The sequence below is a fragment of the Planococcus sp. APC 3906 genome (genome assembly GCF_030407685.1).
GTDB classification, from domain to species: Bacteria; Bacillota; Bacilli; order Bacillales_A; family Planococcaceae; genus Planococcus; species Planococcus koreensis.
Genome location: NZ_JASDCW010000001.1, coordinates 46,932 through 61,756, shown reverse-complemented (window position 1 = coordinate 61,756; position 14,825 = coordinate 46,932). Strand labels below are relative to the sequence as shown.

The following is a 14,825-nucleotide window of genomic DNA, read 5'->3' as shown; positions in this document are numbered from 1 at the left end:
TCTATTCAATCTTAATCAAGTCAATCGGCGTAATGATTCCCGTCAATTGTTCTTTTTTGCTGCCATTTCTTGTGATGAGCAGCGCTTCAAGTCCGCCTCCTGAGAGCACAGATTCCTTGAATATTTCCTCCGCTTCGTAAACGGATGTCGCCGAAGCGATGAACCGATGGTTGCGGCCGTCTTTCTCATGTTGCAGAATGTCACGCATTGTCGTTATTTCCCGGGAAATAGTTTCTTCTTCCCTCGTTTGGATGAGCCAGCGCGCGATGCCGCCCGACGTAATCAAACCGGCAAATTCTTCTCCGTCATAAATAGGCCATTGCATAAAACCCTTAGCCCGGACGATGCGCAGCACTTTCGCCAATGTGTCGTCCGCTTGGAACGTATGCACCTGGCGTGCAAATATCACACCGACAGTTACCGGTTGGGACAATAATACCTCAATCTGCTCTATCAATTCTACAATTTCCGTATGCGGTTCAGCAATAACGTATTCTGTCGAAGTCCGATGATGGACAATGGCGTTGCGCAAATCGGCGAATTCCCGCAGATCATCTTCGTATTTTCTGACTGTGGCGTTCTTTCTGCTAGCCAGATCGATTGATTTGAAAAACGTTACGTAATCCTTTGAAGCATTGATTTCTTTCAGCAATTTCTCGATTTTATTGAAAGCCACAAGGAAGCGGCTTGAATTTTTGTCAGACCTCACTTTCAATACCCCCATCTGCAGCAATCTCAATCTTCATCCGGTCCGGATCTTCCATGAAAACAGCGTAATGATGAGGGCCTCCAGCATATGGGTAACGGTCCTCGTAGAGCATAGACACGCCCAAACCTCTCATCTTGCCAGCTAAGCGGTCTACAACAGCTGGCGCCGCCGCATGAAAAGCGAGGTGATTGAGGCCGGGAGCTTTGCGGTGGTAAGGGCGGGACAGGAAATTTTCAGCCGTTTGCACGAACACCACATAGCTGTGGCCATTCCTGTAGCTGAAGCCCTCGGGCCACTCCTGATAGATCGAATACCCCAATTCAGGTAACAGCGCTGCGTAGAATTCCCTCGATTTCTTCAAATCGGAAACATTCAGTTCAATGTGGTGAATCAAATCAACCGGCCCCTTTTTTTTCATTTTAACAGAACCCCCAAAAAAGTTCGTGTTCAAGCAAAGCGTGCAATGCGCAAAGAAAAGGAGCCTGGCATTTTTAGCCAGGCTCCTCGGTATATGTGCTGAGGTGATTACACTTTTGTGGCTGCTGCATTTTTGCGGGACATCCAGACGCCGAATGTTACGGCCATTGCGATGAGGAGCAGCGCAATGCCCAGCGCCCACCAAAAATCTGCGCGCACCGGCCCATCCACGAGCCATTGGGCCGCATAATTCGGGATCTTCACCGGCGAAACCGTCCAATACGCTCCAAGGAGCCCATCTCCCAGCTGCGCCAGAAAAACCAATGCCAGAGCCACTGCCGCAGCAAACCCCGGATTCGGCAATGCGGCGCTCGCTGCTAGAACAATGGACACCACCAGCAAAATCCACACGCTGTAAGTTGCAGCAAATTGGATGAATTTCACGAAGTCCACTTGTTCGAATAACAGGAATGTATAATAATAGGCCGCGAGCAAACCGGACCATACGCTTATAATGGCGATCAAACCCGCGATCATCCATTTACTCAAAAAATATGAAGTGAAAGACAGCGGCCGCACATACAGCAGCGTCGCTGTCCCGCTTTTTCGTTCACCAGCAATCGTTCCCATATAAGCCAATATCAACACGAGCATGCCGATTAATTGATATTGCCCCAACACAGCAGCAAGTATTTGCGCCGGTTCCGGCGGTGGAATTTCGATGACTGCCCCGTCTGGCAGATTTCCGACCGAATCCAGTATTTGCGGCAGGAAATAATTCGTCACTGGTTCCATGATGCCGAATAGGATGAAGACAGCCGGAATCCAGAAAATTTTATAATTCCGCAGGTTTTCCCGCCATTCCTTTTGGAAAAGTACGCCCAATTGCTTCATCTTGCGCCCACCACCTTCAAGAATATTTCCTCAAGCGTGGCAGATTGCCGTTCAACAGCGTTCACGCCTGCTGGATCTGAAGCAATTACACGCAGCACTTCCTCCATGGATGGCCCGCCGCTTGCCGGCAGCCAAATCGATGCGCCTTTAACTTCAGCTTGCCAGGGATTGCTTTGCAAAAAACGTGCTGCATGTCCGCTGTTATCAAAACCGATGCGGATTTGCGGATTGGCATGGCGCTTTTTAACTTCAGCGAGCGACCCTTGTTCCACCAGCTTGCCGCGTTGCATGAACAATACCTGGTCTGTCATCTCTTCTGCATCGTTCAGAATATGCGTCGAGTACAGAATCGTCGTCTGCCCTTGGAGCGATTTCAACAAATCCATCACTTCCCGGCGACCTGTCGGATCCAATGCAGAAACCGGTTCGTCCAGCAGCAGCAATTTAGGTTGGTGGACAATCGCCTGTGCGAGGCCCAAGCGCTGTTTCATGCCTCCGGAAAACGTTCCTGTTTTTTTATTCATGGCTTGGCCCAAGCCGACAAATTCAAGTGTCCGTTCCGATTGCTTTCCGGCCAGCTTAGCCTCCACTCCGCTGATTTTCGCCGCCATTTCTGTGAACTCGATGGCCGTCAGCCACGGGAAAAATTGCGGGTGCTGCGGCAGGAAGCCGATGCCGGAATGGGCATCCCATTCAACGCTTCCCTCAGTCGGTTTCAGCAATCCGGCAAGCATCGATAATGTAGTCGTTTTGCCAGCGCCGTTAGGACCGATCAAGGCGGTCGCCGTGCCTTCTTCCAGCGCGAAGGATACCTGGTCAACCGCTAATTCACCGCCATAACGTTTCGTCAGCCTTCTGGCTTCCAGCATGTTCAATAATTACGCCTCCCAACAACAAAGTAAACAATCGGGCCGATGATATTGATCAGCACAATAATCAGCGCCCACATCCATTTCGGTCCGTTCGGATTCGGATTTTTCACCAGATCCACTAAAGCGAAAATCATTAAAGCCAATTGGATCAACACAATCGGCAGCAACAGCCATAGCAAATCCATTTCTTCCATTGCCATCTTATTCCCCCCTTATACCTTCAATTCTCATTTCTCCATCCAGCCAGCTGATTCCTGCTTGAAATTCTTGTTAGCGTTTCAAAAGAATGTAAACCTTACAGTGCCAGCTTTTATCCAAGAAAAAAAGACTCCGCAAAAACGGAATCTTTCGCTCACCATTTGATCGCCATCAAAGTTTCCACCAGCACGCGCCGGCTTTCTTCGCTGATGTTCCAGCACATTATTTCTTCCTTCAATTTCTCCCGGTTGCCGAAGCCTTTGGCGAAGCCGTTCAGCCTCGCGGCAAAAATTGAATCCTGAAAACTCTCTGCATCGGGGTAATGCTGCGCCAACTGATCAAGGATCCGTGGATAGCGTTTTAAATAATACTTTTGGTGCCGTTCTTCCGCTAATGTGAAATCCCGGTAAGGCGCAATCTCCGTTTCAATTTTCTCGCCGAGCCGGTTTTCCATTTCTTCCTTGATCCGGATAATCGTCTCCTGCTGCCGGACAGAATGGAAGCGCAGTAAGGAAATATACTGCCGCCCTTTATACTCATCGCGGTTTGGATAATGATTTCCCCAAAAATGCCGCAGTATTTCTTCGTACGGCAGCACAGCCGGATCAAAATCAATTTGCAGCGTTTCGCTATGGTCCCCCATCTGGCGGTAAACCGGATTCAATGTCGTGCCCCCTGCGTAGCCTACCCGTGTGCGCAGCACCCCGGGCAAGCTGCCGAAACGCGCTTCCGGTCCCCAGAAACACCCCATACCGAACGTGGCGGTTTCAAAATCGCCATGTGCTTCTGCTATTTCTCTTTCTATTGCAGCCATTTCCGGCTGATTTCCTTCCATCCTGATCCCTCCTCGAATAAAATTTGGACCGCAAAAAAATAGGTAAAAAAATGAATCCGTATTACAATGAACTATATAGAGCGAATCCAGTCCACCCTATCCTAATCGGAAAGTGAGTGAAGAATATGGACAGCCGAAAAAAAGAAATCATTGCCTATTTCCGCAATTTAGACCGCAGTTTTTTCATGGATAAACACAAAGAGCTTGCAGGTTTGGATGAAGCGATTCCGATCGGCCATCAGCAAACCATTTCTCAACCCTCGCTCGTCTTGGAGATGACACTTGCGCTAGATCTCCAGCCCACTTCAAAAGTATTGGAAATCGGAACAGGTTCCGGCTTCCAAACTGCGTTGCTCGCCAAGTTCGCTGCTTCTGTCTATACCGTCGAACGCATTGCCGAATTCCATAACAGCGCCCAAAAACGCTTAGCTGAAGCCGGTTTTTCCAATATCCATTTCAAGCTGGATGACGGCAGCTTTGGTTGGGCTGAACACGCTCCGTATGACCGCATCATGGTCACTGCCGCCGCTGCGGTCATACCGCAGGAATTGATCGAGCAATTGAAACCTGGCGGAAAAATGCTGATTCCGGTCGGCAGTTCCTTCCTGCAAGATTTGCAGCTGGTGGAAAAGGACGAAAAAGGCAAGCTTCATAAAACCGTTATTGATAATGTATTGTTTGTGCCGCTGAAAGGCAAGTACGAATGACTTGCGCTGAAAAAGATAGGAGCTGCCGAGAAAAACGTCCGGCAGCCCCTATCTTTTTTCATGATTTTCCAGCAGAAGCACAATATAGCCTTTATCTTCTTCCAAATGCCAATCGATAAACACTTCCTGAACATCGCGGCTGACTGCCGCTTTCCATACCAACTGCCGCAGCAAGGTCCGTTCAAGCGGACGCTTCACCAGCTTCAGCTCTTCTGAAAATCCGGCTTTGATCAATTCTTTTTCTATTTTCATAAAAATTCCGGAATGCCGCAATAAAACCGTGCGGTGATTCAACCAGAAAATTTCCGTTTCTTCCGGCTGTTTATACGTCTTATCGCTGATTTGCTGAAGGGTATCACGGAATGCATGTTCATCAATTTCCAGCGGCCATTTGCATTCACCCTTGCCGCTGCCGCTATCCAATACAATCAGGATCAGCCCTGTCTGCTCTTCCAGATTCCAATCGATGTACATCTCGTTTGTGGAAAATCCACAGAGCTTCCTTACCTCCATCGCTATTTCCGGTTTTAGATCTTTCATCAGCAATTCCCTGATTTCCAGCACACGCCGAAATTCATTTTGCCTTAAGAGAATTTTCTCCGCAGGCGCCAAAAAGCCCCGAAGTTGAATAGCGATGAAAGGGGAGTTGACGGCCACATATACTGATGCCGGGCCTTTCCCGAAATAATTCCGAAGCCTTGTAGAGATAAAACTCCCAATTTCTTTTTCCATGGTTCTTTCTGCTGCCATTTCCTATCTGCTCCTTTGGCCGAAAAACATGTACACAATTAAAGCGCACCATAAAAACCCTCACTTAGCCGGAGGGCTTTATGGCGTGCATCTAAGTATAGAATCGTTCAATCAATTTCAATCTGAACGGTTTGGCAATACTCACATAATTCATATCTTCTGTCGTCTTTCAAACTTTCCACATAGTTCTCAGCGTCTGTGAATTCGCGCTTATCAATCGGCGTTTTTACAAATCCACACTTGTCTCCTGCATGAACTCTTTGATGAATTTTTTTGTATTTGTGATCAATGAAGAATTGCATGAAGCTCACCTCTTTCTGAAGAAAAACGTAAAAAAGCCGAAAAGGGTCCTAGGGATCCTTTTCGGCTTTGTCAGCAGCTCTATTGTCTGTAACATTTCACCAAAGTCTATTCTTTATGAAACTTATGCAAGCATTCTGAAGGATGTCGGCATCCTTATGCCTGTTAAACCATATTTCAATGACAATAAAATGGAAACACTATTGTTTTCCAAGCAAATTAAGTTTACCTCAGATTATCTTTGGTTTCAAACAATATGAAAGCCGTCTTGCCGTATTCTTTCAATAAGCTGCTCCTGGCCCAAAACTTTTTCATCGAACGAGATTTTCACTTCGCCATCCGCTGTATCAACCAATGCGCGTTCAACTCCATCCATTGCAATAATGATCGCTTCAAGAGCTCGGATCGGCTTTTCAGAAGTGGCTTCTTTGACGAATAAGGTTATCGTTTTCATTTCACTCATCCTCTCCCGTACGCTTTTTGACTCTATACCCGGATTTCATACAATTAAAATTCCATTTTCAGCTTTCCGTCTTCCAGCACCAGCTTGGCATTAAACTTTTTGCCGTTTTTTGACACAAAACCTTTGATGACCGGCGTTTTTCCTTTTGTACACAAATACTCCACTTGCTTCGCAGTCAGCCGCTTTTTCAAAAACACATTTGGAAACGATTGCTTGCAGCCATTGTCGTATTCCGTGCAGCCGTATGAGCCTTTGCGCGAGATGATCATGCCTTTTTTACAGCGTGGGCACAAAGCGATTTCTTCTTTGCTGTCCGGCATCGCCAGCTTATCCGGCAATCCATTGTGCTTCATCTGTGCAGGGACATCTTCAAGCAGTTTGTGGATGAATTTTGCAATCGTCGCCAGGAACACTTCCGGAGATCCTTCCCCTTTGCCGATTTTCTTCAGATACGTTTCCCATTTTGCCGTCATCGCAGGGCTCGACAGCAGATTCCCTTCAATCGACTGGCATAGGATTCGGCCTTTGCCGGTAATCGAAACGATGTTTTTCTTCACTTCAATGTATTCGTGGCGCTTGATCGTCTCGATGATGCCGCTGCGCGTCGCTTCTGTTCCAAGCCCTTCAATTTCCTTGAGGATCTCGGTATCTTCTACGTCGTCGACATATTTGCCGCAGGTTTTCATCATGGCAATCAATTGGCCTTCCGTATACGGTTTCGGAGGCGTTGTCATGCCTTCCTTTACAGCTACGTCAGCCTTTACCGCTTCCTGCTCTCGAAGTTCCGGCAACGGGGGTTCCTGTTTCGTTTCTTTTGCAGCCGGAAACAAGTCTTTCCAACCTTGATCAAGATCCGTTTTTCCAGTCGTCAAGAATGCCAAACCATTTACTTCTGTGGTCACTTTTGTTTCCGCATAACGGTAATCCCGATGGAACATCGCCAATGTCGTCCGCAGCACTTCCTCATACAGATTCCGTTCATCGCGCGCCAAGCCTTCCAATTTTCTTGCAGTCGGAATGGACTTGGTGGGAATGATGGCATAATGCTCCTGGACTTTTGCACTGTCGACAAATCGCTTTTTCGGCGATTTTGACGCTACAGGAAATTCAGCGCCGATCAGTTTTTGATAGGATTCCACTTGTCCCGCCACATAGCTGAATTCCGCCGGTGTAATGTGTTGGGCATCTGTCCTCGGATAGCTTACCAATTTCTTCTCATACAGCCCCTGCATGACCGACAGCACTTTCGCCGGGCTGTATTTCCATTTGCGGTTGGCAGTTGCCTGCAAGGTCGATAAAGAATGCAGCATCGGCGGTGGCATCCGTTTTTCCACTGTTTTCAATTGGGCTACTGTGCCTTCCGCTTTTCCGGTGATATGGTGTTTCTGCAGCAATTCTTCTGCTTCACGCCGTTCTTTCGCTTTGAACTTGGCTTTCCCTTTATAACGCCCTTTCTCGGCAGTGAAGACGCCTTCAATCTCATAAAACGGTTCCGGCACGAAAGACTCGATTTCCATCGCACGCTGATAGACCAGAAAGACAGTCGGTGTCTGCACTCTTCCGATGGCGAATACTTCATGTATGCCTTTCTCCTGCAGCAGCAAGGAGTATAGGCGGGAGCCGTTCATGCCGACCAGCCAATCACTGATTTGGCGTGCCCGCGCTTCCTGGTAGAGCAGCAGATCCTGCTTATTGTCGCGCAATTGCTGAAAGCCTTTCCGGACCTCGTCCACTTCAAGTGAATTGATCCACAACCGCTGGATTTTCTTGTTTTTCACACCTGTCTGGTAATAAATGCTGTAAAAAATATTGGAACCTTCCCGGTCAACGTCGCACGCATTGATGACCGTATCGGTTTGTGAAATCAATCTTTTAATAATATTGAATTGCTGCGATTTCCCTCTCGCGACCTGGAATTGGTATTTTTCAGGCAGGATTGGCAGCGCCTCGAGCTTCCAGCGCCCCCATTTTGGGTCGTAGGCCTTCGGCTCTTTCAACTCCACCAGATGGCCGATTCCCCATGTGATAAAGGCGCCTTCCGGAAAAATCGCATCTGGCGCTATTTCCAAATAGCCATCCCGTTTGGACGTTTTGAACGCTTCGGCATAGGCTTTGGCCTGGCTCGGCTTTTCAGCTACAATTACTGGTTTCATACAATTCGTCCTTTCATTCTCCGCTTTCCTCTATTGTACGCTGTTCACTCGAAAAGCAAAGAAATTTGAAAACGGAGTACTGGCGATTCTTGCTGAACACTGAAGTTATAGCCTTTTATCCGAAAGTATATCGCTAAATCTGCTCTTTATCGTTTCTTTATCTCCAAAAATCATCACCAAGTCGCCGGTTTGCAAAGTTTCCTCAAAAACCAATTTTCTAACGATAGAATTGCCTCTTCTGATGAAAAGCAGGTGAATGTCATCATCCCTATCCAGTAGCTTTTCCGCTATCTGTCCCAAGTATTCAGAATCATCCTGAATTTCCAGCAGCGCGACCATATCATGATCTTCAAGCGATAATGCGGTTTTTAGCGGCCAATCTTCCAAATCGTATTCTTCATCCATTTCGTGTTCGAATTTATCAGTCAAAAAGGTTTTTACCATCCCACTTTTCAAAAATAGCAGGATTGTCAGAAAAACTGCAATTACCATAAAAAGTACGTTTATCCTCAAATCGTTGGACAAGATCGTGGCAATGGAAGAAATCATGACCGCCAGTGAGAAATAGCCGAACAAAATGACCGCCGCGCTGATTCTTCTGCGAATCGGGTGGTCGACAATCAGTTTGGACTCTTCCGATGTAAAACCAGTGGCCGTCAGCATGGAAATCACCTGATAGCGGGCGATCGGTTTATCCAGCCCTGTCGCTGCAAAAAGCATTACTGCAATTTCAATTGCCAGCCACATGATGGATGAGTAAAGTAAAATAAAAAGAAATTCCGTCATGCCTGCCACTCCTCTCTTCACATTTAACCATTCCCCCATTGCAATAGTTGAAATCCTTTCTGACTTAAAGTATTCAGTAGTATAATCAATAACACGAGCTTGATTGATAAGAATGGAGAGGATCCCATGGAACATGCTACTAAAACCGCGCTGCTTGCAGGTGCCAGCGGCCTGGTCGGAAATGAGCTGCTGCATATTTTGCTGGAAAGCCCTCATTATGATTCTGTCAAAATAATCGGCCGCCGCCATCTCGACATTATGCACCCCAAGCTGGAACAAATAGTCGTAGACTTCGATCGGCTTGAAAATTGCCGCGAACTGCTTGCTGCTGATGACGTTTTTTGCTGCTTAGGCACCACGATTAAAGCAGCAGGCTCCCAGCAAGCGTTCAGAAAAGTGGATTTCGAATACCCGGCCAAACTCGCGCAATTGGCAAAAGAGCAAGATGCGCAAAAATTCCTGGTTATTTCAGCGCTCGGCGCCGATTCAAAGTCCAAAGTATTCTATAGCCGCACCAAAGGCCAATTAGAAGATGCTTTGAAGAAAAACGGCTTTCCCGCGCTCCATATTTTCCAGCCATCCTTGCTGCTCGGAGACCGCAAAGAATTCAGGCTCGGCGAAAAAGCTGCGGCTCTGTTAAGCCCATTGTTCAGTCCTCTGCTGATCGGACCGCTGCAAAAGTACAAGCCAATCAGCGCACGGCGTGTTGCGGTTGCTATGCATCACGCAGCGCAAGACCTTTCCATCGGAATCTATACCCATCCGTCGAACCGGATTGTTGAATTGAGCCGCAGGCACCCGATAGAACAGAAAAACGGCACTGGATAATTTCCAGTGCCATTTTTTCGTTATAGAATATCCGACCAAATTTTGATGGCTGTCCCTAAAATCAACAGCGCCAAAATCCATTGCAGATATTTCGTATTCATTTTTTGGCCAAGTTTCGCCCCGATTGGAGCCGCAATGATACTCGCCACAATCATGACTGCAGCTGGACCGTAAAGAATCTGGTCTGTTGCAATCTTGCCGATTGTTGAACCGATTGACGAGATGAACGTGATTGCAAGAGATGTGGCAATCGTCATGCGTGTCGGTATCTTCAGAACGACTAGCATGATCGGCACAAGGATGAATGCACCCGCTGCGCCGACGATGCCGGCTGCAATCCCGACTGCAAACGCCAAGCCGGCCGCCAGCCATTTATTGAATGTCACAGCATCAGCTGGCTTATCATCCAAGTCTTTTTTCGGGATGAACATCATAATGACCGCGAGCGTCGCCAAAATCGCGTAAACGAAATTGATCGCCCCTTCAGAGATTAACGTCGAGCCATAGCCCCCGATGAAACTCCCGATCAGGATAGCCCCACCCATATAAGTGATCAAGGTTTTATTCAAATAACCGCTGCCCCGGTATGCCCATACGCCAGCAATCGTTGCAAAGAACACCTGAATCGCGCTTATTCCGGAAACTTCATGCGCACTGAATGCCGTATAGCCAAGCATTACCGGTATATACAACAGCATCGGGTATTTGATGATTGAGCCGCCAATCCCGACCATTCCGGAAATGAAAGATCCGACGAATCCAATCAGGAAAATGACAATAATAAAATCAATACTCATTTGAATCCCACCTTTTCATAAGAGAAAAGGGCATCGTTTCCGACGCCCCTCCTTTAAACTCTTAGCCTTTCTGAATCCAGAATTTAAGGACGTCGCCATCTACTTGGTGATCCAGAAGGTCGTGGCCTCCTGATTTTGCCCATGCAGTCAAATCCGCTTTAGCACCCTTGTCAGTTACTAGGATTTCCAATACTTGCCCTGAATCCATTGCTTTCATTTCTTTTCTTGTTTTTACGATCGGCATTGGGCAAGCCAAGCCTTTTGCGTCTAATACTTTATCTGCGTTCATCATATTCTCTCCTTTGGGTTTGTTTTATTAGTCGATGTTCCGCAAAATAATTGCGCTTTCCAACCCCGCTTGCTTCATCGCTGCGCTGCAGGAGCAGTTAGGTTTTACCATTATTTTGCTGCACATCTAGTCATATCTCATTGTGCCGAAGAATCTTTTAAAATCAATTTCTTTTATAAATTGTTACTTAACGGACTGCACAACGGTTCGGTCCGATTTCCATTTCACGCTGGACTTCTTCATCTGGTGTGATTTTGCCCATATTCGTTTTGCGGATGTCTTGGTAAGCGTTCGGCTGCGGCGGCAGGTTTTTCGTGACCATGTCACGGAATTCCTGTTCGTCGCTGATGTTCAAGCCGTGGTTCTCTTTGAACAGTTCGCCTAGTTTTTTCGAAACGCTGCCGTCTTCGTTCAATTCTTCGATGATCATGAAATGCGCCGGCAATACTGTAAGCTCTCCAGCTAATTCCTGGAAGCGGCTGTAAAGCGACTCGCGCAAATCGCCTACCCAGTCTTCTGCAAGCCCTGCAAGGTCTGGACGGCCGATTGAGTCGATGAACAGGATATCACCCGTCATCAAGTATTGGTCGTCAACGATGAATGACGTAGAACCGATTGTGTGTCCTGGTGAATACAGCGCTTCGACTTTCGTGCTGCCGATTTCCGCTTCCAGGCCGTTCACCAATGCCTGGTATTCAAATACAACTTCTTCTGCATCAGCTGGCGGCAAGTAATACGTTGCGCCTGTTGCTTCAGCAATTGTTCTGCCGCCGGAAATGTGGTCGGCGTGAAGGTGTGTATCAAATACGTGCTTGATCACAGCGCCTTTTTCTTGCGCGAAGTCCAAGAAGATATCAGCCATGCGTGTTGCATCGATAACAGCGGCTTCGCCTTCAGAAATGGCCATGTAAGACAAGCAGCCTTTTCCGATGCGGACGAATTGATACAATTCCCCGCCATTTTTCAAATCACCGACTTTTACTGGTTCCAAGTGTTCGCTCCAGGCTTTCATGCCTCCTGAAAGATAGGCCGAGTGGACGCCTTCTTCAGACAGCATTTCCGCTACCATGATGGAAGAACCTTCTTTTGCGCAGACAACAAGAATATCTCTGTCTGTCGGCAGGTCTGAAACCACTTCTTCGACGCCGTCCAATAAATCAAAATAAGGGATATTCAAATATTGGATATTGCCGCCTTCAATTTTCCAATCCGCAAAAGCATCGCCATTGCGTACATCCAGGATGAATAAAGGCTCGTTATTGATTACTTTTTTTGCTACTTCACCAGCAGCCATTGCTTTTACAGTCATAGATTAAGTACCCCCATAGGTATTATTTTAGGTAAAAAAATATTCATTTCTTAGAAAGTTAACGTTACGTCAGCGTCTTGTGCAAAATCAAGGAAAGTTACCGCTCCGCCTACTTCAATGCCGTCAACAAATGCTTCTTTTTCAAGGCCCATAACGTCCATCGTCATTTGGCAGCCGATGAATTTCACATCAAGTTCTTTTGCCATTTCAATCAATTCAGGAATCGCAGGGACATTCGCGTTTGCAAATCCATCTGCGAAATGTTCTTTGCCTTCTGGCATTGGAAGCTGTTGGTTCGCTTCTTTGTGGATCAAGTTCAAGCCTTCGAACGTGAAGAAAATAGCTACTTCGTGATCAGTTGCAGCTGCAGCTGTCGCGATGTTGAATACTTTATATGCTTCGAATAATCCGCCGTTAGAGGCGATGATTGCTGTTTTTTTAGTCATTTTCCAAACTCCTTTTAATAGGTTCTAGTTTAAGATCCATTACATTGATATTCTTTGGCGACGGCGCGTCTAGGGCTAATGAAGCAATGCCCAAAACGTCCGGCGTGATTTTCAAAATATTACTTTTTAGTTGAAGTTATAGAGATGCTGCGGACTGGATTATTCAGTTTTGCCTGTCCAGTCGCGCATGCCCGGTACTACGTTCAATAGTTTTCCGAATCCTTTTTTCGCCATCATTTCTCCAGCAATTCCGCTTCTGCGGCCAGAATGGCAAATGATGTGGATTTCATCTTGCGACTGCAATTCATTCATGCGGTTTTCCACTTCGCCAAGCGGGATGTGGATAGCACCAGGAATATGCGCTTCTTCGAATTCATCCTGCTCACGGACGTCAAGAATCGTCAGTGATTCACCGTTTTCAACTTTGTCTTTAAACGCATCCAAAGAGATTTCAGGAATTGCGATTGTTTCTTCTTTTGAACCAGCCCCATCTTTGCGCAGGAAATGGCGCAAAACGTCGCCTTCTGTTTCAGTGCCGATGTATTCGTGTCCTGAGCTCTTCGCCCAAGCTTGAAAATCAGCAGTCGAACCTTTATCAGTTGCCTGAATTTCAAGCACTTCGCCTGAACCTAGGTTTTTCATCACTTTTTTTGTTTTTACGATCGGCATCGGGCAAGCAAGCCCTTTTGCATCTAATACATTTTCAGTTTGAATCATGAATTATCCTCCTATGATATCGCTGCGGCCAAGCCGCATTTATTTTGAATTATTCTGTAGCGCCTTCCCAAGCCATCATTCCGCCATCCATGTTGATGACATTGTACCCTTGGTTCTCAAGGAAGTTAGTGGCTTGGCTGCTGCGTCCGCCTGAACGGCAGACCATGATATATTCTTGTGCTTTATCCAATTCATTCATACGGAACTCCAATAGGCCAAGAGGGATGTTGACAGCTCCCGGAATTTTTCCAGCCGCTACTTCAGCAGGTTCCCGGACATCGATAATCGCCGCTTCCTGATTGGTTTCCACTAGGTTTTGCACTTCTTCTGGTGAGATCTGTTTCATCTTTTTTCCTCCTCTATCGTTTTTAGAGACAGCTTCCGCCTTAGCGGTAGCTGCTCATTCCGCCTCGTACGTTCAAAACTTTTTCAAAGCCGTTCTTTTTCAAGATTTGGCTGGCTTTGCTGCTGCGCATTCCGCTTTGGCACATAACCACCACTTCTTTGTCTTTCGACAATTCGCCCATGCGTTTCGGCAGGTCGTTCAATGGAATGTTTTTGAAGCCTTTAACATGGTTTCCTTTGAACTCGCCTGGCGTCCGTACATCAACGAATTGTTTGTTTTTGCTGCCGAGCTGGGATTTCAGTTCTTCCGTCGAAATCGACTGCACGCCTTTTTGCGGAGATGTGAGACGGTATCCAAGCCACAAAACTGCTGCACCGACTACAATCCATAAAAGAATATCCATTTTCATCATTCCCTCTCTATTCGTTTTGGCCGAGCCAATTAGATGAATAAGTTTACGTTGCCGTCTTCTGCATCGCCAAGATATGCTGCTACACCTGCATATTCGATTTCATCAAGCAATTCCAATTTGTCCAACCCAAGAAGATCCATTGTCATTGTGCAAGCTACCATTTTAATATCTTGCTCTTGTGCCATCTCGATTAATTGTGGAAGTGTCATGGCGTTGTGCTTTTTCATGACTTGCTTGATCATTTTCGGTCCCATTCCGCCAAAATGCATATTTGAAAGCCCTAATTTATCAGCGCCTCTTGGCATCATTTTCGCGAACATTGTTTCCAGTCTGCCTTTTTTCAGTTCCGGCGGATTTTCTTTGCGCAATGCATTCAATCCCCAGAATGTATGGAAAATCGTCACTTCGTGGTCGTATGCTGCAGCACCATTTGCGATAATGTAAGCTGCCATTGCTTTGTCGTAATCCCCACTGAAGAGTACGATGGTCGTTCTTTTAGTTTCAGTCATTTAATTGCCTCCATAATTTTACCCGTAGGGGTATTTTTTTCTTCAAAAAAAAGAGCGTTTTAAAGTGTCGCTGCACTTTTCATATACC

The 14,825-nt window shown here is 46.7% G+C and carries 21 protein-coding genes; 2 read left to right on the top strand and 19 right to left on the bottom strand.

All coding sequences use genetic code 11. The features are described from left to right. Position 1: 1 nt before the first annotated feature. From QMA09_RS00320 to msrA, 6 genes are all read right to left on the bottom strand, one after another. Positions 2 to 709, bottom strand: coding sequence for a CBS domain-containing protein (locus QMA09_RS00320; protein ID WP_290211604.1), 708 nt, complete (start codon positions 707 to 709; stop codon positions 2 to 4). After that, entirely contained in the window at positions 699 to 1,127 is a 429-nt protein-coding gene (locus QMA09_RS00315; protein ID WP_290211603.1) for a VOC family protein, read from the bottom strand. Before QMA09_RS00315 ends, QMA09_RS00320 begins: the two co-directional genes overlap by 11 nt. 107 nt (positions 1,128 to 1,234) lie before the next feature. After that, positions 1,235 to 2,020, bottom strand: a complete 786-nt coding sequence (locus QMA09_RS00310; protein WP_290211602.1) for an ABC transporter permease — start codon at positions 2,018 to 2,020, stop codon at positions 1,235 to 1,237. Further along, positions 2,017 to 2,895, bottom strand: coding sequence for an ABC transporter ATP-binding protein (locus tag QMA09_RS00305; protein WP_483313535.1), 879 nt, complete (start codon positions 2,893 to 2,895; stop codon positions 2,017 to 2,019). Before QMA09_RS00305 ends, QMA09_RS00310 begins: the two co-directional genes overlap by 4 nt. After that, on the bottom strand, positions 2,892 to 3,077 hold the full coding sequence (locus tag QMA09_RS00300; protein WP_241666142.1) for a PLD nuclease N-terminal domain-containing protein: 186 nt from the start codon (positions 3,075 to 3,077) through the stop codon (positions 2,892 to 2,894). Before QMA09_RS00300 ends, QMA09_RS00305 begins: the two co-directional genes overlap by 4 nt. Positions 3,078 to 3,244: 167 nt before the next feature. Continuing rightward, a complete protein-coding gene (gene msrA / locus QMA09_RS00295) occupies positions 3,245 to 3,904 on the bottom strand; it encodes a peptide-methionine (S)-S-oxide reductase MsrA (protein WP_483313536.1) in 660 nt (219 codons plus the stop codon). A gap of 146 nt (positions 3,905 to 4,050) precedes the next feature. Between msrA and QMA09_RS00290 the strand changes: the two genes are divergently transcribed. Then, on the top strand, positions 4,051 to 4,632 hold the full coding sequence (locus QMA09_RS00290; RefSeq protein WP_290211600.1) for a protein-L-isoaspartate(D-aspartate) O-methyltransferase: 582 nt from the start codon (positions 4,051 to 4,053) through the stop codon (positions 4,630 to 4,632). A 48-nt stretch (positions 4,633 to 4,680) separates the two neighbouring features. Here QMA09_RS00290 and QMA09_RS00285 read toward each other — a convergent pair whose 3' ends face one another. From QMA09_RS00285 to QMA09_RS00265, 5 genes are all read right to left on the bottom strand, one after another. Then, complete coding sequence (locus QMA09_RS00285; protein WP_290211599.1) at positions 4,681 to 5,382, bottom strand: Na-translocating system protein MpsC family protein; 702 nt, start codon at positions 5,380 to 5,382, stop codon at positions 4,681 to 4,683. Between the two features lie 107 nt (positions 5,383 to 5,489). Next, on the bottom strand, positions 5,490 to 5,684 hold the full coding sequence (locus QMA09_RS00280; protein WP_221300853.1) for a hypothetical protein: 195 nt from the start codon (positions 5,682 to 5,684) through the stop codon (positions 5,490 to 5,492). Positions 5,685 to 5,929: 245 nt separating this feature from the next. Next, the gene (locus tag QMA09_RS00275) at positions 5,930 to 6,136 is read right to left on the bottom strand and encodes a heavy-metal-associated domain-containing protein (protein WP_135502456.1); all 207 of its coding nucleotides are present in this window, start codon (positions 6,134 to 6,136) and stop codon (positions 5,930 to 5,932) included. A gap of 53 nt (positions 6,137 to 6,189) precedes the next feature. Then, positions 6,190 to 8,298: a type IA DNA topoisomerase gene (locus QMA09_RS00270; RefSeq protein ID WP_290211598.1), complete on the bottom strand. Its 2,109-nt coding sequence runs from the start codon at positions 8,296 to 8,298 to the stop codon at positions 6,190 to 6,192. 105 nt (positions 8,299 to 8,403) lie between these two features. After that, positions 8,404 to 9,084 carry a spermidine synthase family protein gene (locus tag QMA09_RS00265; RefSeq protein WP_290211597.1) on the bottom strand — a complete coding sequence of 227 codons (681 nt, stop codon included), beginning with the start codon at positions 9,082 to 9,084 and terminating at the stop codon, positions 8,404 to 8,406. Positions 9,085 to 9,210: 126 nt separating this feature from the next. Between QMA09_RS00265 and QMA09_RS00260 the strand changes: the two genes are divergently transcribed. Continuing rightward, entirely contained in the window at positions 9,211 to 9,912 is a 702-nt protein-coding gene (locus tag QMA09_RS00260) for an oxidoreductase (RefSeq protein ID WP_135502450.1), read from the top strand. A gap of 20 nt (positions 9,913 to 9,932) precedes the next feature. Here the strand turns inward: QMA09_RS00260 and QMA09_RS00255 are convergent, their stop codons facing one another. The 8 genes from QMA09_RS00255 to QMA09_RS00220 form a co-directional block, all read right to left on the bottom strand. Beyond that, complete coding sequence (locus QMA09_RS00255) at positions 9,933 to 10,709, bottom strand: sulfite exporter TauE/SafE family protein (RefSeq protein WP_135505727.1); 777 nt, start codon at positions 10,707 to 10,709, stop codon at positions 9,933 to 9,935. Positions 10,710 to 10,770: 61 nt separating this feature from the next. After that, on the bottom strand, positions 10,771 to 10,998 hold the full coding sequence (locus tag QMA09_RS00250) for a sulfurtransferase TusA family protein (RefSeq protein ID WP_135505729.1): 228 nt from the start codon (positions 10,996 to 10,998) through the stop codon (positions 10,771 to 10,773). A gap of 187 nt (positions 10,999 to 11,185) precedes the next feature. Continuing rightward, a complete protein-coding gene (locus tag QMA09_RS00245; protein ID WP_290211596.1) occupies positions 11,186 to 12,307 on the bottom strand; it encodes an MBL fold metallo-hydrolase in 1,122 nt (373 codons plus the stop codon). A 50-nt stretch (positions 12,308 to 12,357) separates the two neighbouring features. Next, positions 12,358 to 12,753, bottom strand: a complete 396-nt coding sequence (locus tag QMA09_RS00240) for a DsrE/DsrF/DrsH-like family protein (RefSeq protein WP_290211595.1) — start codon at positions 12,751 to 12,753, stop codon at positions 12,358 to 12,360. 159 nt (positions 12,754 to 12,912) lie between these two features. After that, on the bottom strand, positions 12,913 to 13,470 hold the full coding sequence (locus QMA09_RS00235) for a sulfurtransferase TusA family protein (protein WP_290211594.1): 558 nt from the start codon (positions 13,468 to 13,470) through the stop codon (positions 12,913 to 12,915). A gap of 49 nt (positions 13,471 to 13,519) precedes the next feature. Continuing rightward, positions 13,520 to 13,816, bottom strand: coding sequence for a rhodanese-like domain-containing protein (locus tag QMA09_RS00230; protein ID WP_135505737.1), 297 nt, complete (start codon positions 13,814 to 13,816; stop codon positions 13,520 to 13,522). Positions 13,817 to 13,856: 40 nt separating this feature from the next. Further along, positions 13,857 to 14,219 (bottom strand): rhodanese-like domain-containing protein, encoded by a 363-nt coding sequence (locus tag QMA09_RS00225; RefSeq protein ID WP_290211593.1) that lies wholly within the window; start codon positions 14,217 to 14,219, stop codon positions 13,857 to 13,859. A 38-nt stretch (positions 14,220 to 14,257) separates the two neighbouring features. Continuing rightward, positions 14,258 to 14,737, bottom strand: coding sequence for a DsrE/DsrF/DrsH-like family protein (locus QMA09_RS00220; protein WP_135505741.1), 480 nt, complete (start codon positions 14,735 to 14,737; stop codon positions 14,258 to 14,260). Positions 14,738 to 14,825 lie beyond the last annotated feature (88 nt).

Coding starts and splice junctions, on each gene's coding strand:
- QMA09_RS00290 (WP_290211600.1), top strand. CDS start 4,051: ATGGACAGCCGAAAAAAAGAAATCATTGCCTATTTCCGCAATTTAGAC.
- QMA09_RS00220 (WP_135505741.1), bottom strand. CDS start 14,737: ATGACTGAAACTAAAAGAACGACCATCGTACTCTTCAGTGGGGATTAC.
- QMA09_RS00265 (WP_290211597.1), bottom strand. CDS start 9,084: ATGACGGAATTTCTTTTTATTTTACTTTACTCATCCATCATGTGGCTG.
- QMA09_RS00225 (WP_290211593.1), bottom strand. CDS start 14,219: ATGGATATTCTTTTATGGATTGTAGTCGGTGCAGCAGTTTTGTGGCTT.
- QMA09_RS00270 (WP_290211598.1), bottom strand. CDS start 8,298: ATGAAACCAGTAATTGTAGCTGAAAAGCCGAGCCAGGCCAAAGCCTAT.
- QMA09_RS00260 (WP_135502450.1), top strand. CDS start 9,211: ATGGAACATGCTACTAAAACCGCGCTGCTTGCAGGTGCCAGCGGCCTG.
- QMA09_RS00230 (WP_135505737.1), bottom strand. CDS start 13,816: ATGAAACAGATCTCACCAGAAGAAGTGCAAAACCTAGTGGAAACCAAT.
- QMA09_RS00310 (WP_290211602.1), bottom strand. CDS start 2,020: ATGAAGCAATTGGGCGTACTTTTCCAAAAGGAATGGCGGGAAAACCTG.
- QMA09_RS00235 (WP_290211594.1), bottom strand. CDS start 13,470: ATGATTCAAACTGAAAATGTATTAGATGCAAAAGGGCTTGCTTGCCCG.
- msrA (WP_483313536.1), bottom strand. CDS start 3,904: ATGGCTGCAATAGAAAGAGAAATAGCAGAAGCACATGGCGATTTTGAA.
- QMA09_RS00280 (WP_221300853.1), bottom strand. CDS start 5,684: ATGCAATTCTTCATTGATCACAAATACAAAAAAATTCATCAAAGAGTT.
- QMA09_RS00245 (WP_290211596.1), bottom strand. CDS start 12,307: ATGACTGTAAAAGCAATGGCTGCTGGTGAAGTAGCAAAAAAAGTAATC.
- QMA09_RS00285 (WP_290211599.1), bottom strand. CDS start 5,382: ATGGCAGCAGAAAGAACCATGGAAAAAGAAATTGGGAGTTTTATCTCT.
- QMA09_RS00300 (WP_241666142.1), bottom strand. CDS start 3,077: ATGGATTTGCTATGGCTGTTGCTGCCGATTGTGTTGATCCAATTGGCT.
- QMA09_RS00275 (WP_135502456.1), bottom strand. CDS start 6,136: ATGAAAACGATAACCTTATTCGTCAAAGAAGCCACTTCTGAAAAGCCG.
- QMA09_RS00240 (WP_290211595.1), bottom strand. CDS start 12,753: ATGACTAAAAAAACAGCAATCATCGCCTCTAACGGCGGATTATTCGAA.
- QMA09_RS00315 (WP_290211603.1), bottom strand. CDS start 1,127: ATGAAAAAAAAGGGGCCGGTTGATTTGATTCACCACATTGAACTGAAT.
- QMA09_RS00255 (WP_135505727.1), bottom strand. CDS start 10,709: ATGAGTATTGATTTTATTATTGTCATTTTCCTGATTGGATTCGTCGGA.
- QMA09_RS00250 (WP_135505729.1), bottom strand. CDS start 10,998: ATGAACGCAGATAAAGTATTAGACGCAAAAGGCTTGGCTTGCCCAATG.